The organism is Ruegeria meonggei, assembly GCF_900172215.1.
In the GTDB taxonomy this organism is placed as follows: Bacteria; Pseudomonadota; Alphaproteobacteria; order Rhodobacterales; family Rhodobacteraceae; genus Ruegeria; species Ruegeria meonggei.
Window position 1 is genome coordinate 175,420 of the sequence record NZ_FWFP01000003.1, and the last position, 14,418, is coordinate 189,837.

Sequence of the window (14,418 nt, forward strand, 5' to 3'; positions counted from 1 at the left end):
CGGACCAGCCGTTGCAAGCATTTCGCCCGCCCACCATGAGAGTTGGCGGCAACGGGCGCATCGGATGTTATCAGAGTGGTATGCGGGTTATTCTGCACTGCGGCACCTTTTGGTTTGCCCGCAGCATAAGCCCCTGCACCAGTGGCGCAAGGGCGATCTGGGTCAACCCTCGATCTGGCTCAGGTCCGCGACGCTGGAACAGACCTGGCGGATTTGGCTGAGCAGGTTCAGGCGGTTGCGGCGCAGGATGTCATTGTCAGTATTGACCTGAACATCCTCGAAAAACGCATCGACCGGGCCGCGCAATTCGGCCATTGCAGACATGGCGGCCGGGAAATCTTCGGCTTTCAGCGCCGGGTCGATCCTGGCCTGCGCTGCATCGAGCGCCCCGAACAGGGCCTTTTCGCTGTCGGTCTCGGCAAATTTCACATCCGCACCGTAAGAGTATTCGACGCCGTCCTTTTCCTCGGCCTGAGTCAGGATGTTGTTGGCACGCTTGAACCCCTGCACGAGGTTCTCGCCATCCTCGGTGGCCAGAATTGTATTGAGAGCCCGTGCGCGTTTGACCAGCAGATTGAGGTCATCATTGCCCTCCATCGCGATACAGGCGTCGATGATATCATGGCGGATACCCTCGTCGCGGAGGAAGGTTTTGAGGCGGTCGTGGAAGAATTTCAGTAGGTTTAGATCGATATCTAAGCCGGTGTAGTCGTCTGCATCATCTTGTACCGGTCGTTTGTAACCCGGTTCCATCAAGTGCGTTCCAATGGAACCCAACAAGGACAATCGGATACCGTTCTCCAACACCAACCGAATTACCCCAAGCGCCGCGCGGCGCAGGGCAAACGGGTCTTTCGACCCGGTCGGTTTCTCGTCAATCGCCCAGAACCCGGTCAGCGTGTCCAGCTTGTCAGCCAGTGCCACGGCCACCGAAAGCGGTGCGGTGGGCACGTCATCCGACGGACCAAGCGGCGAGTAATGCTCCTGCGCCACGGCAGCCACGGCGGCACCCTCGCCTGCAGCCTCGATATAGTACCGCCCCATAAGCCCCTGAAGCTCTGGGAATTCATAGACCATTTCCGAGCTCAGATCCGCCTTAGCCAAACGCGCGGCTTTCTCGGCCTGATCAGCGTCTGCGCCGGTGAACGGGGCCAGTTCGCGGGCCAACGCGGCGATACGGTCAATCCGCTCAGCCTGTGTGCCCAACTTGTTGTGGAAGGTCACATTCTCCAGCGCGCGTGTCCATTGCGCGATGTCTGCTTTGGCGACGCGCAGGTCGTTTTCCCAGAAGAATTTCGCATCCCCCAGACGGGCCGACAGCACCTTTTGGTTGCCTGCCAGAATGGTCGCGCCATTGTCGGCGGTTTCGCGGTTGGCAACGGTGATGAACCGCTCAATCCGGCCCGACTTAGGATTGCGGACCGAGAAGAATTTCTGATGCTCTTTCATCGAGGTTTGCAGCACTTCGGGCGGCAGTTGCAGGAATTCTTCGTCGATCTTGCCCATCAGCACCACCGGCCATTCGACCAGCCCGGCCACCTCGGCCAGCAGCCCCCTATCGTCAACCACTTCCAGACCTGCGGCAAAAGCCATGTTCTGCGCGTCGTTCCAGATGTGTTCAGCCCGGTCTGCGGGGTTCAGCACAACATAGGCGCGCTTCAGCTTTGCCGCGTAGTCGTCGAAAGATGTCACCGCGAAACGCTTCGGTGCCAAAAACCGATGTCCGGCAGTCGTATCACCAGAGGTGATGCCATCGACGGAAAGCGGAACAACCAGCGCGCCCGCTTCGTCGCTGAGAATGCACAGGATCGAGTGCAAAGGACGAACCCAGCGCAATGTGCCGCTGCTCCAACGCATCGACTTGGGCCAGGGAAAGTTGCGAATGGTCGCCTCAAGCACCTCGGCCACAATCTCGGCTGCCGGACGACCGGCTTTCTCGATCGTTGCGAAGTAGACCGCGCCTTTGGGCGTGTCGCGCTCTTCAAGCTGGTCGCGGCTCAGGCCTGCGCCGCGCAGGAACCCTTCGATGGCTTTGTCGGGCGCGCCAACCTTGGGGCCTTTGCGTTCCTCGCGGATGGTCGGGCTTTCGGCCAGAAGACCCTCAACCGCCAACGTCAGGCGGCGCGGCGTGGTTTGGGCAGCGGCCCCGGCATAGGTCAAACCGGCCTCAACCAGACCGTCCGTCATCCGCTTTTTCAGATTCTCACCCGCACGGGCCTGCATACGGGCGGGGATTTCTTCGGAAAACAGTTCGATCAGCAGGTCGGGCATAGTCGGTCCTTAGAAATTGACGATCGTCTGGATGACGATGGCATTGGCAATGTCCACAAAGAATGCGGATACAAGGGGCAGCACGATAAAGGCAATAGGTGACGGGCCATATCGCTTGGTGACAGCGGTCATATTGGCGATGGCCGTGGGGGTCGCACCCAGAGCAAACCCACCGAACCCGGCGGCCAGAACGGCGGCGCGGTAGCCCGACCCCATCACCGGGAACAGCACGTAAATCACAAAAACTACGGTAAAGGCAGTTTGCGCGACCAGAACCACCAGGATGGTCACGCCCAGCTCAGCTATGGTCCAAAGCTGCAGGCTCATCAATGACATGGCCAGAAAGGCACCCAAAGCGAACTCTGAGGCCAGGCCAAGCGCCGGCGTACGGCTGACGGGTACTGCGTCAGGAAACATCCAACTGCGCAGGTTGGCGATAAGAATGGCAATGATCAAACAGGGCACGAATAGCGGTAGCTTCAACCCTGCCTCGGAGATCAGAATATTTGCGCCATAGCCCAGGATAATTGCCAGATGCAGATACAGCATGACCCGCATCAAACCGATGGGCGTGATCTCAGGATCGCGCCGTTCCTCGGTAGGAACCCCGACTGTCAGTTCTTCGGTCGGACGGTCAGGTGTCAGGTTATTGCGCTCGACCAGGTGCTTTGCAACCGGTCCGCCCACCAGCGCCGCCAGCACCAACCCCAGAGTAGCCACCGCTACGCCCAGCTCAGTTGCCCCATCCAGCCCGGTGACTGCGCCAACCTCCGGAGCCCAGGCAATTGCGGTCCCGTGCCCGCCGATCAGTGCGGCAGAACCGAACAACACGCCGGACTGGGCCGGAAAGCCAAAGGCCACGGCGCCCAACATGCCGATCCCGTTTTGCGCAAAGATGGTGATCAGCGTTAGAACCAAAAGCAGAGCTAAAGGCTTACCGCCTGTAATCAAATCTGAGAACCGGGCGTTCAGGCCAATAGCGGCAAAGAACAGAACCAGCAGGTAGTCGCGGGTTTCCATCTCAAACTCAAACGAAATACCCGTCGTCAGGTACAGGATCAGCATCGCCAGTGCCGCGACCAGTCCGCCACTGACTGGCTCGGGGATGTTGAAGCGCCGTAGAAACCCGACCTGAGTGTTCAGCTCGGCCCCCAACAAGTAGACTGCCAGCCCCAAAGTGGCCGAGATCATATCAGGTACAAGGTAAGTCACTGCGCGGCCGCCGGGCGCAGAGGGCACTCCTCACCCACAACGGTGCCGTCATAAGCTTTTTCGCCGCAATTATTCAGCGCATGCCAGACATAGCCTTTGCCATCCTTAGTCACGGCAACGATCCGGTCGACGCCAAAGTGAATGTTCTTTGTGCCCATGAAAGCCTGTGCCTGACCGGATTTCAAAGCCTCGGCAATGGCGACCGCGTCATAGCACTCAAACCAACCCGGTGCGGTCAAAGGCTCTGCATTTTCGACAGGCTGATAGGCGGAAAGGTCCGCAGCCGTCAGGTCAGTTTCAAAACAGGCCCGGTACCGGATGGGTGAGCTGTCTGCGTCAATTGCTTGAAACGCTGTGTAGGTGATCGGTTCAGGGGCGTCTGCCCCTGTTCCCAGCAACACCACATCCTCGCCTGGTTGCGCGACGACGTCGTAGTAAAACCCATGCACCTGCATGTAGTACATGCCCCCACCCGCCAGAACGGCGGAGGTGAGAAGGAGGAGAGCAAGTAGTTTTCCGGTCATGTTTTCAACATCCTGATCACGCGACCTCTTTCAAACGGGTGGAAAATGGGACAGGTTCCAACCTGAAACAGGCTGAAACGAGGCTTTTGGAATGGACACGACCCTTGCCGTTGGGTTTTTCGGCGCGCTGTTTGCGATCATGAACCCGATCACCAACCTGCCCGTTTTTCTGAGCGTGACCGACGGCCTGACGCCAGCCGACCAGCGCAAAGTTGCGGCAAAGACCGCCACTTATTGCCTTGTTCTGGGCGGTGCTTTCGCGGCCGTTGGCAGTCAGACGCTGGGCCTGTTCGGGATCAGTGTCGACGATCTGCGCGTCGCGGGCGGTCTGGTCGTACTGATGATCGGCCTCAATATGCTGAGCGGCAAGGAAACCACCGCGCATCACGGAACCGAAGGTGAAAAGCAATCCTACCCTAAGCCCGAAACCGTCGCCTTTTACCCTCTGGCTTTCCCCATCCTGGTCGGCCCCGGCACAATTACGACTCTGATCCTCTATGCGCATCACATTACAAAACCCGTAGATGCCATTGTTTATGCAGGTGTTTTTTTGGGCGTTCTGTTTTTTCTGTTCGTCACGTTCTGGAACGCCGCGGCTCTGGCCAAGCGGCTGTCCGACAACGCGCGCGTTATCATGAGCCGCTTTATGGGCATGATCCTTTCGGCCATCGCAATCAGCATGATCGCAGACGGCCTGAAGGTACTGCTGCCCGGATTGGCCTGAGCGCCCCATTAGGCCTCGAACCCGGCGGCCCAGGTTTGAACGAAAGCGTCCGCGCATTGTTTGGCCAGCGCCCGTACCCGCCCGATATAGGCCTGCCGCTCGGTCACCGAGATTACGCCGCGCGCATCCAAAAGGTTAAAGATGTGGCTGGCCTTGATACATTGGTCATACGCCGGATGCGCCATTACGATACGCTTGCCGGTTTTTGGATCGTCATGCTCCTGCGTCAGAATGGCCGCGCATTCGGCCTCGGCCTCTTCGAAGTGGCGCAGCAACACATCAGTGTTGGCGACGTCAAAGTTCCAGCGGGCGTATTCTTCTTCGGTCTGCTTGAAAATGTCGCCATAGCTCAGCGGGCTGGGCGATTCCGGATCGTTGAACGGCATGTCCATCACATGATCAACGCCCAGCACATACATCGCCAAACGTTCGAGACCATAAGTCAGCTCGCCCGAAACGGGCGTGCAATCATGGCCACCGACCTGCTGGAAATAGGTGAACTGGCTGACCTCCATGCCGTCACACCAAACCTCCCAACCCAAACCCCATGCGCCCAATGTCGGGCTTTCCCAGTCATCTTCGACAAACCGGATGTCGTGCAGCTCCATGTCGATGCCGATGGCCTGCAATGAGCCCAGATACAGCTCTTGCAGATCGGGCGGGCTGGGTTTGATCAGCACCTGGTACTGATAATAATGCTGCAGCCGGTTCGGGTTCTCGCCATAGCGGCCGTCCGTCGGGCGACGGGACGGCTGCACATAGGCGGCCGCCCAGGGCTTGGACCCCAGCGCGCGCAACGTCGTCGCAGGGTGGAACGTGCCCGCACCGACCTCCATGTCATAGGGCTGCAGGATGGCGCAGCCTTTCGACGCCCAATAGGCCTGAAGCCGCAGGATGATCTCTTGAAATGAACGTGGTGTGCTGGACGGTTCGGTCATGACATTCCTTTTGGGTGCAACTTCGCCCGGTTTCGGTCTGTTTTTCCCTTCCTATGCAAGGGGCCAAGGGGCGTCAACGGGCCAATGGCCCCGGGCTGTCACTGCACCGCCACACTGGAAATTCCCCGTATTCCAAGCATGGCTTTCCTATCCGCAAATCGCGTAGTGTGCCCCAAAACCAAAACACTGCGGACATGGGCAGACAATGACACGCATATTCACTGCAATTTTGTTTCTATTTCTCTTCGGCGTGCGGACCGTTTTCGCACAACAGGACAGCGCCGTTTGGGTGCAGGTCGAGGCGCAACCGTCGCTGCGCGAGGCACAGGATCGGGCGCAGGCTTATGCCAACACCCTACCTGACGTGAACGGGTTTCGGTTGAACTCTGGCTGGTACGCGATTGTGATTGGACCCTATCTGCGCAATGACGCCGAACAGGTTCTGCGTGTCTACCGCGCCGAGGGACAAATCCCGTCCGACAGCTTCATTGCGTTTTCAAGCGCGCTGGGTCAGCAATTCTGGCCGGTGGGCGCGAATATTCTGGATCGCGGCGTCGTGGCCCCGCCGGTGGAAAGCACGCCCGAACCCGAAGAGCCTGTGGCTGGTTTGACGCCTCAGGCTTCGGATGAAACCCGGTCTCAGGCGTTGCAGTCCGAACGCCTTTTGTCGGCCCAGGACCGCGAGAACTTGCAAACCGCCCTTCAGGCCGCCGGGTTCTACAATTCGACAATCGACGGCGCATTTGGTCAAGGCACCCGCCGTTCGATGGGGGATTGGCAGCGGTTCAATGGCTATGAGCCAACCGGCGTTCTGACCACGGTACAGCGCCAGGCGCTGATGGATGACTTTAACGCGCCGTTGATTAGCGCTGGCATGGATCGGTACGCCGATCCGCAGGCTGGGATTGAGCTGGACTTGCCGCTGGGCATGGTCGCCTTCGACCGGTATGAGGCCCCGTTTGCCCATTTCACTGGTTCAGACGACCCCAATACCCAGGCCCTGCTGATCAGTCAGAAAGGCGACAAGGCAACTCTGCGTGCGCTATATGAAGTCATGCAATCGCTTGAGATTGTGCCGCTGGATGGCCCGCGAAACCTGCGCAATAACGCTTTTACCCTTGAAGGGCGCGGCAAAGGGATCGTGTCTTATACCGAAGCTGCGCTGAAAGATGGACAGATCAAAGGCTTTACGCTGGTCTGGCCCGAAGGGGATGAGGCCCGCCGCGCACGGGTGCTGGCCGCGATCAACGCCAGTTTTACCACCAATGATGCCGTTCTGGACGCTGGCGCCGGTGCGGATGCCGAACAACGCATCGACCTTGTAGCCGGGCTGCAGGTACGAAAGCCTCGCTTGTCCCGGTCAGGGTTCTTTACCGATGCGGATGGCACGGTTCTGACCGTTTCCGAGGCCACCGACAGCTGCACCCGCGTGACACTGGACAATGATCAGGAAGTACAGGTGGCCTGGAGCGATGCAAACCTGGGCGTGGCCGTGTTGCGCCCTGTGCGCAGCCTTGTGCCGATCAATGTGGCAGAATTCAGCGCCGACAAACCTCGTATTCAGTCCGAGATCGCGGTCTCCGGGTTCTCGTATCAGGGCGCGCTTGGGGCTCCGACACTGACATTCGGCCAGATCACCGATGTGCGCGGTTTGGATGGCGAGAACGGCGTAAAACGCCTGGCACTGGCCGCCCAACCGGGCGATGCAGGCGGCCCCGTCTTTGACGACAGCGGTCAGGTTGTTGGCATGTTGCTGCCGACACCGTCCGAAGGGCGCACCCTGCCTGCCTCTGTCAGCCTTGCCGCCACCGTGGATCGGCTGAACGAAGTTCTGACACAGGCCGGAGTCTCGGGTCAGTCCGGTCAGTCGGCAGCCGAAATCTCACCAAATGAGCTGAGCCGCAGGGCAAACGGGATGACAGTGCTGGTTCACTGCTGGGACTAAGTCAAACAAAGAAAGAAAAACGCCGTCTCACTGGGCGGCGTTTTTTTTTGTGTCTACAGAATATCCGGGGTCACCCGGATCAGGGTTGGAACAGGCGCATCAAACGCAGCACGCACCGCTGCTTGCATCTGTTCCAAATTGGCTGGGGCCACGGACAAAGCCCCAAAAGCGTCGGCCAACTTGCAGAAATCCGGGTTGCGCGCCACGACCGCGTTGGGGGCGATCTGACTGCCGATCATGCTGTCTTCGATCTCTTTCAGCTTACCGTTGTCCCATAGGATGATGGGCAGAGACAGGTCCAGCTCAACCGCTGTGCCCAGTTCCATCATCGTATAGTGAAACCCGTAATCCCCTGCAATCACAGCAGTGGGCTTACCCCGGCGCACCACTGCGCCGCCAATCCCGGCGGGTAACGCGTAACCGAGCGTGCCGAATCCGGTCGGGTGATGCCAATGGTAGGGAAAGGCCATGTCCCAGACTTCCTTGGCCACATAGGCGAATTGGGTCATGTCCGAGTAAATCATCGTATCCGCCGGCATGGCGTCACGCAGCGCGTCGATTACTGGGACGATACCCGGACGTTCGGCATCCACTTCGGCGCGCCAGCGACTGCGCGCCAGCGCAACCTCTTCGGGTGTCCATCCCGTTGCGGGTTTGACATGGTCGATCGAGGCCCAAAGGGCATGGGCAAAGCTTTCCCCATCCGCCTGCAGCTTGACTGCGGCGCGGTGGCGGTCAGCAAGAACCTGCGGATCAAGATCAACCCGCACCAGATGGGCGGAATGGCCCAGCGTGTCACGCCACAAATCAACTTCACCCAGTTCTGCACCTACTGCGACCACCAGATCGGCTGAGCCGATAATTTCGGCACTTCCCGGACGAGGCAGCGCGGCACCGAAATCCAGCGCATAACCCAGCCCGGCCATCCCTCGCCCGGCATAGGTCGTAAAACAGGCCGCCCCTAATTGGGTCAGAATTTGCCGCCACAGGTTGGACCGGGAACCGCCACCCAGAATGAACAGGGGTCGACGTGCGATGTTCAGCAACGACAACACCGAGGCTACATCGGGCGGCAGAGCCTTTGTGCGCAGGCCCGGCTGGCTTGGAAACGGTGCGGGCTCAGCCTCGGCCTCAAGCTGTGCGATCGGCACCTGAATATGCTTGGGGAGCGGGCGCGAAAGTTCGAACTCTTCAAAGGCACGCTCGACCAAGCCATAGGCGGCCTGCGCCGTGTTCGCCTGAAACGACCAATCGGTCACAGTTTCGGCCGCACCGCGCTGATCCTTCATCTGGTGCAACTGCCCCTGCGTCGCTTGCGGATCGTCCAGGCAAGACGACATCACCAGCATCGGCACCGAGTCAGTATAGCCCTGCCCCATCGGTGTCATGATGTTGCACAGCCCCGGGCCGGTGATCACATAAGCCACGCCCGGTTTCCCGGTCGCCCTTGCATAGCCATCCGCCATAAACCCCGCGCCTTGTTCGTGCCGGGCCAGCACATGGGTAATGCCCGCCTCTTCGATCCCGCGGTACATTTCCTGATTATGCACGCCGGGGATGCCAAAGATCACGTCAACGCCACGATCTTTCAGCATGTGCGATATCTGGGCACCCAGAGGTCTTCTCATCAACTTCTCCAGAAATGAGTGGTAAACAGCGCGTAGACGGCCAACAACTCAAGCCGTCCAACCAGCATACCGATGGTCAGCAGCCATTTTGCAGTGTCGTTCAGGTTCGCGAAATTGCCCGCCGGACCAATTTGGTCCCCCAACCCTGGTCCGACATTCGCCAGTGCAGTCGCCGCCCCCGAAACTGAGGTGATAAAGTCCAGACCAGTCAACGCCAAGGCCCAGGACAACACGCCCAGCGTGACCACGAAGAACATAAAGAAGCTCATGACAGAGGTCAGAACGTCCGGTCCGATCGTACGCCCGTCGTATTGCGGCGCAAACACTCCGTGCGGAGACCGGATGCGACGGATCTGCGTCTTGATTGAAGCAAACAGCAGCTGATACCGGAAGATCTTGATTGAACAGGCGGTTGATCCAGCGCACCCGCCAATCAGTCCGATCAGAAAGAACAACATGATCGGAAAGCTGCCCCAGCCCATGTAATCAACACTGGCATATCCGGTGCCGGAAATGATCGAAGTGATATTGAACAGGGACTCGCGGAATGCTTGTTCCCAGTGATGCGGAAATACTGAGGTCAGAAAGACCGACATGATCACAACCAGAACCAGGATCGTGGCCAGAAACACTCGGATTTGGCTGTCTCGCCAAAGCGAGCTTGTCGTGCCGTTGGCGAACTGGACGTAGCGAACAAACGGCAAAGCCGCGAGAATCATGAAGACTGACGCCGCATATTCGGAAGGCCCTGAAAACGTCCCGAAAGACGCGTCATAGTTGGAAAACCCGCCGGTCGAAATCGTTGTCAGCGCATGAACCAGAGCGTCGAAAAAGCTCATCCCTAACCCGGCATAGACCAAAACGCAGACAATGGTCAGAAAGACGTAGATCAAGGAAATCTGACCTGCAATCTCTTGCGCGCGGGGCAGGATTTTCCCCATTGTTTCAAACCCTTCCGAACGGAAGATTTGCATACCGCCAACTCGAAGCTCGGGCAGGAAAACCATGGCGACCACAATGATGCCGATCCCGCCCAGCCATTGCAGCACGCCGCGCCACAACAAAAGCCCACGCGGCAGACTATCCAAGCCTGAAATAACGGTAGAACCGGTGGTCGTCAGCCCCGACATCGCCTCAAAATACGCATCGACAAACCGCAGTTCGGTCTCACCGAACAAAAACGGGATCGCACCGAAAAACGGCAGCGCGACCCATACGCCGGTAGTCAGCAAAAAGGTCTGACGGATCGTCAGACCTTCGCCCACCCCATTGGAGCAACTGAGTGAGAGGATAACGCCGGTCAGAATTGTGATGACGCCGCTTTCGAGAAACACATGCCATTCGCCCCGACCTTCGATGAGATCCGCAAGCATGGGCAGCATCATGGTCGCCCCAAGAATGGCGACCAACAGGCCTATCACATATCCAACCGGGCGCATGTCCGTCATGAGGCGCAGCGTTGGCGCGCCTGCACGACAGTGTCAAGCGGATGCCCGGTTTTACTTGTCCGTTTTGGCAACCGACGAAGGCATCGCAGGCGGGTTCGACGGCGCGCGCGTGTTGCGCGCAGCTGCGGTGGGCTTGGCTGCCTGAGGTTCAGCGACTGCAACCTTTGCTGCAACGGGTTTTGCTGCCTCGGCCTTGGCGGCTTCGGGTTTTGCGGCCTCAACCTTGGACGCCATGGGTTTCGCTGCAACTGCCTTGGGAGCTGTCGACTTAGCTGCCGCTGCTTTGGGTGTGGCAGCTATAGGCGCTGTTGTTTTGGGCGCCTCAACTTTGGGTGCAACAGCTTTCACAGCTGCGGCTTTCGGCGCTGCGGGCTTGGCTGCAGCCTTTGGAGCGACAGTTTTGGCGGCTGCCTTGGGCGCGGCCGGTTTGGCCGGAGCAGCAGCAGCGGGTTTGGCAACCGCTTTCGGTGCAGGTGTCGCGGCAACTGGCTTTGCAGCGGCAGGTTTGGGCGCAGCAGCTGCAACAGATTTCGTCGCCGGAGCTTTTGAGGCCGGAGCGGTTTTGGCAATCGCAGCCTTAGCAACCGCGGGCTTTTTTGCAGTCGCAGTGGGTGCGGTCTTGGCTTTTGCCGCCGGTTTCACAGCCGCAGGCTTGGATGATTCGATCTTAGCATCGACAGTTGCTTTTGCCTGAACCGCCGGCGTTGCCTTGGCGGCTGGCTTTGGCTTGGCCTTGACTGCCGGCGCTACCGTCTTGGCCTGCGATTTGAATTCCGGTGCCTTGGCAACCGGCGCGGGGATTTTGGATGACGCGTACAGGGCCTGCACCGGTAAAAAGGGCAGTTCCAACGCAGAGCATGTCAAAATCTGCATGATTTTCAGCTGGTTGCTGACCGCTTGTCCAGCCATACGAATTGCCGCTGCCTGAAACTCCAGCGGTTGGGTAATCGGGTTCATGAGTGTTTTCTCCTGTGAAAGCGATGCAACCTGCGAAAGAGTAAAGAACCCTGACCGCCCAGCATATTCGGACGGATTGCGTTGCCTTGCAGTCCAGGGCGTCGCACGTGTCGGCTTCCTTTTCAGAGTCACGTAGCCACCAGATACACGGCTACGACATAGGTGCATTCGATGCCACTATAGTGTGAATTGGATGCAGTCGCAGCAAAAAATGCTGCATTGCGGCAATTACCCGCCGTCAGAAGTGTTTTTATGCTTACTTAAAGCCCCGTCCGGGTCACCCTACATGGAACAGCGTTGTAAACAGACGCGGGTCCAAACTGGCGGAAACAAAGGTTGGGCCCTTGGTCAAAACCGAAACGGCATCATGGCTGTGCAGGCTTTCCTGATGGCTGGCTACCACACGGAAATCGCCGACATGGTGATCGGCCAACAGTTCGGCACAGAACAGGCGGGCTGCATCTTCGACAAAGATCGGGTTTGCTGCGTTGAGCTCAGCAAAGGCCTGCTCATCCTCGCGTTTGACCATAACTTGCGTTTCAGTCGGAACTGCCCGGCGACACAGGCCAATCAAATCCTCGAACCAAAGGCAATCCGCATCACAATCGACAACCACCGAAATCCGCGCGACCGAACGCTGCGAATGCGGCGTCGCCAATTGCCCACGTGTTGCACGGGCATGTTCGCTAAGCTCCAGAGAGCATGGGCAGGTCGATGAGTAGACATAGTCGAGATGCATGATTTTCTGGCGCACGCCATTCTGTTCAACCAGTTCCAACGCGATGTCGTAATACTGGTACCCTTCCAGCCCGGACCGCAGGCTTTTCACCCGGTCGGGATAGGAAAACCGCATCTGAATGCGTGCGTCAAAACTGTCCAGGTCGGACATGTAGTCGTCCAGCGCGGCCTCCATAACCTCAAAGCTGAACGTCCGCTCGGCATGCTTGTAGAACGAACGCATGATCCGGGACATGTTGATGCCCTTCTTTTCAGCCTCTAGGCTGACCGTGCCGGTGATCGACGTTTCCAATGTCAGGTCTTCGTCGTCTTTACGATGAAAGCGGATCGGCAGGCGAAAATTCGAAATGCCCACGTGCTGGATCTGCTGCTTTGCTCCGCGGATCAGGCTGGATGGCCCGTTCTGAAGATCGGGCAGCGAGGCGCGGTAGGCCTCGTTAACCGTGAACCCTTCGGGGTACTCACGAGAAAATGCTGGGTAATTTGTTGAGGCCAACCCTGGCACCAGACGTGCGATTGCCGGGTCGAGTTGGCTGATCTCGGCCTCGGTTGCGGTTTCGGCCCATTTCCGCAGGGTCTTCAGCGCGGCTGCGGCTTCATCATGGTCAGGTGCGTCATCAATGTCACGGGGTTGCACGTTCATCGATCAGGGTTCCTTGGGTTGGTCGCCGGAATATAAACCGGTTCAGCGCGTTTTCCAGTGTAACCAAATACGTGCCAAATCACAGCCCGGATCGGATTTCCGTGAAGGGCGCGCTGTTTGCGCCCCTCAACTTCGGTTTCGATCCGGCTGTATCAGGCGGATTAAGCGTCTTATCGCTGAGAAACGTCCAATGCCTTCCTGATATCGGCAAGCAGGTCGCCTGCATCCTCAAGCCCAACCGAAAACCGGATTAGGCCAGGCGCGATCCCCAACTCGTCTTTCTGCGCATCGCTCAGACGTTGATGGGTCGTTGTCGCGGGGTGCGTTGCGATCGACTTGGCATCACCAAGATTGTTTGAGATCACCGGTATCGTCAGTGCATTCAGGAACGCAAACGCGGCGTCCTTGCCACCCTTGATATCCAGCGACAAAACAGTGCCACCCTTGCCGCCCAACTGAGATTGCACCAGCACGTTCTGCGCATGGGTTTTCAGCCCCGGATACAACGTTCGCTCCAGCGCAGCGTGACCTTCCAGCGCTTCAGCGATGATCAGCGCCGTGTCCGCCTGAGCGTTGACCCGCAAGGCCATCGTTTCCAGACCCTTCAGCATGACCCACGCATTGAACGGGCTAAGAGCGCCGCCAGTATGCTTGAGATAGGGCTCAACTGTGCCGCGGATGAACTCTTTGGTGCCTATGATGACACCGCCCAATGCGCGCCCCTGCCCGTCGATGTGCTTGGTCGCAGAGTAAACGACCACATCGGCTCCCTGCTCAATTGCGCGCGAGAACACCGGCGTTGAAAAGACGTTATCCACAATTACCACCGCCCCAACCGTGTGGGCCAGATCAGCAACGGCGGCAATGTCGATCACCTCAAGCGTCGGGTTCGACATGGATTCGAAAAACACCGCCTTGGTGTCAGATCGGATCGCCGTTTTCCAAGCCTCAAGATCGGTGCCGTCGACAAAAGTGACCTCAACCCCATAACGGGTGAGAATGTTTTCCAGAATGTACAGGCACGACCCAAAAAGCGCCTTGGCCGAGACGACATGATCCCCCGCCTTCAGCATGGAGGTCAGCGCCGCGTTCACCGCCGCCATGCCCGAGGCAGTGGCAAAGGCGTCCTCGCCCCCTTCCAGCGCCGCAATGCGCTGTTCGAACATCGACACGGTCGGGTTGCCGTAACGGGCATAGATAAACTCGTCCGGACCGCTTTCGATAAAGCGCGCCTCGGCCTGTTCAGCGGTATCATAGACAAAACCCTGGGTCAGAAAGATCGCCTCGCTGACCTCATTGTATTGGCTGCGACGGATGCCGCCATGGACGGCTTGGGTGCGTTTGTTCCAGCTCTCACTCATGTCATTCCTCTCGGCCTTTGTCTGGCAAA

Annotated in this window: 11 protein-coding genes; 2 read left to right on the plus strand and 9 right to left on the minus strand. The window is 58.5% G+C overall.

Features of this window, described 5'->3' with window-relative positions; genetic code table 11:
- Positions 1-162: 162 nt before the first annotated feature.
- From glyS to RUM8411_RS05990, 3 genes are read right to left on the minus strand one after another with little or no spacing between them, the layout of a single operon-like run.
- Positions 163-2,271 (minus strand): glycine--tRNA ligase subunit beta, encoded by a 2,109-nt coding sequence (gene glyS, locus RUM8411_RS05980; RefSeq protein ID WP_085821777.1) that lies wholly within the window; start codon positions 2,269-2,271, stop codon positions 163-165.
- Positions 2,272-2,280: 9 nt separating this feature from the next.
- The gene (gene gltS, locus RUM8411_RS05985) at positions 2,281-3,462 is read right to left on the minus strand and encodes a sodium/glutamate symporter (RefSeq protein WP_085822011.1); all 1,182 of its coding nucleotides are present in this window, start codon (positions 3,460-3,462) and stop codon (positions 2,281-2,283) included.
- A 17-nt stretch (positions 3,463-3,479) separates the two neighbouring features.
- A complete protein-coding gene (locus RUM8411_RS05990) occupies positions 3,480-4,007 on the minus strand; it encodes a DUF6446 family protein (protein WP_085821778.1) in 528 nt (175 codons plus the stop codon).
- 91 nt (positions 4,008-4,098) lie between these two features.
- On the opposite strand from RUM8411_RS05990, the gene RUM8411_RS05995 reads away from it, so the two are divergent.
- Positions 4,099-4,731, plus strand: a complete 633-nt coding sequence (locus tag RUM8411_RS05995) for a MarC family protein (protein WP_085821779.1) — start codon at positions 4,099-4,101, stop codon at positions 4,729-4,731.
- Between the two features lie 8 nt (positions 4,732-4,739).
- On the opposite strand, the gene RUM8411_RS06000 is transcribed toward RUM8411_RS05995, so the two are convergent.
- Positions 4,740-5,669 carry a glycine--tRNA ligase subunit alpha gene (locus RUM8411_RS06000; RefSeq protein ID WP_085821780.1) on the minus strand — a complete coding sequence of 310 codons (930 nt, stop codon included), beginning with the start codon at positions 5,667-5,669 and terminating at the stop codon, positions 4,740-4,742.
- A gap of 205 nt (positions 5,670-5,874) precedes the next feature.
- Between RUM8411_RS06000 and RUM8411_RS06005 the strand changes: the two genes are divergently transcribed.
- On the plus strand, positions 5,875-7,614 hold the full coding sequence (locus RUM8411_RS06005) for a serine protease (RefSeq protein ID WP_085821781.1): 1,740 nt from the start codon (positions 5,875-5,877) through the stop codon (positions 7,612-7,614).
- A gap of 53 nt (positions 7,615-7,667) precedes the next feature.
- Here the strand turns inward: RUM8411_RS06005 and RUM8411_RS06010 are convergent, their stop codons facing one another.
- From RUM8411_RS06010 to metZ, 5 genes are all read right to left on the minus strand, one after another.
- Positions 7,668-9,242 carry a thiamine pyrophosphate-binding protein gene (locus RUM8411_RS06010; RefSeq protein ID WP_085821782.1) on the minus strand — a complete coding sequence of 525 codons (1,575 nt, stop codon included), beginning with the start codon at positions 9,240-9,242 and terminating at the stop codon, positions 7,668-7,670.
- The gene (locus tag RUM8411_RS06015) at positions 9,242-10,690 is read right to left on the minus strand and encodes a TrkH family potassium uptake protein (protein ID WP_085821783.1); all 1,449 of its coding nucleotides are present in this window, start codon (positions 10,688-10,690) and stop codon (positions 9,242-9,244) included. Before RUM8411_RS06015 ends, RUM8411_RS06010 begins: the two co-directional genes overlap by 1 nt.
- Positions 10,691-10,741: 51 nt before the next feature.
- Complete coding sequence (locus RUM8411_RS23150; protein ID WP_085821784.1) at positions 10,742-11,647, minus strand: hypothetical protein; 906 nt, start codon at positions 11,645-11,647, stop codon at positions 10,742-10,744.
- Positions 11,648-11,924: 277 nt separating this feature from the next.
- Positions 11,925-13,028, minus strand: a complete 1,104-nt coding sequence (gene folE2 / locus RUM8411_RS06025; protein WP_085821785.1) for a GTP cyclohydrolase FolE2 — start codon at positions 13,026-13,028, stop codon at positions 11,925-11,927.
- A 170-nt stretch (positions 13,029-13,198) separates the two neighbouring features.
- Positions 13,199-14,389 carry an O-succinylhomoserine sulfhydrylase gene (gene metZ / locus RUM8411_RS06030; RefSeq protein ID WP_085821786.1) on the minus strand — a complete coding sequence of 397 codons (1,191 nt, stop codon included), beginning with the start codon at positions 14,387-14,389 and terminating at the stop codon, positions 13,199-13,201.
- Positions 14,390-14,418 lie beyond the last annotated feature (29 nt).

Excerpts from the sequence above, each read along its gene's own strand:
- RUM8411_RS06005 (WP_085821781.1), top strand. The coding sequence starts at position 5,875 with ATGACACGCATATTCACTGCAATTTTGTTTCTATTTCTCTTCGGCGTG.
- RUM8411_RS05995 (WP_085821779.1), top strand. The coding sequence starts at position 4,099 with ATGGACACGACCCTTGCCGTTGGGTTTTTCGGCGCGCTGTTTGCGATC.
- RUM8411_RS05990 (WP_085821778.1), bottom strand. The coding sequence starts at position 4,007 with ATGACCGGAAAACTACTTGCTCTCCTCCTTCTCACCTCCGCCGTTCTG.
- RUM8411_RS06015 (WP_085821783.1), bottom strand. The coding sequence starts at position 10,690 with ATGACGGACATGCGCCCGGTTGGATATGTGATAGGCCTGTTGGTCGCC.
- RUM8411_RS06000 (WP_085821780.1), bottom strand. The coding sequence starts at position 5,669 with ATGACCGAACCGTCCAGCACACCACGTTCATTTCAAGAGATCATCCTG.
- RUM8411_RS23150 (WP_085821784.1), bottom strand. The coding sequence starts at position 11,647 with ATGAACCCGATTACCCAACCGCTGGAGTTTCAGGCAGCGGCAATTCGT.
- metZ (WP_085821786.1), bottom strand. The coding sequence starts at position 14,389 with ATGAGTGAGAGCTGGAACAAACGCACCCAAGCCGTCCATGGCGGCATC.
- RUM8411_RS06010 (WP_085821782.1), bottom strand. The coding sequence starts at position 9,242 with ATGAGAAGACCTCTGGGTGCCCAGATATCGCACATGCTGAAAGATCGT.
- folE2 (WP_085821785.1), bottom strand. The coding sequence starts at position 13,028 with ATGAACGTGCAACCCCGTGACATTGATGACGCACCTGACCATGATGAA.
- glyS (WP_085821777.1), bottom strand. The coding sequence starts at position 2,271 with ATGCCCGACCTGCTGATCGAACTGTTTTCCGAAGAAATCCCCGCCCGT.
- gltS (WP_085822011.1), bottom strand. The coding sequence starts at position 3,462 with ATGATCTCGGCCACTTTGGGGCTGGCAGTCTACTTGTTGGGGGCCGAG.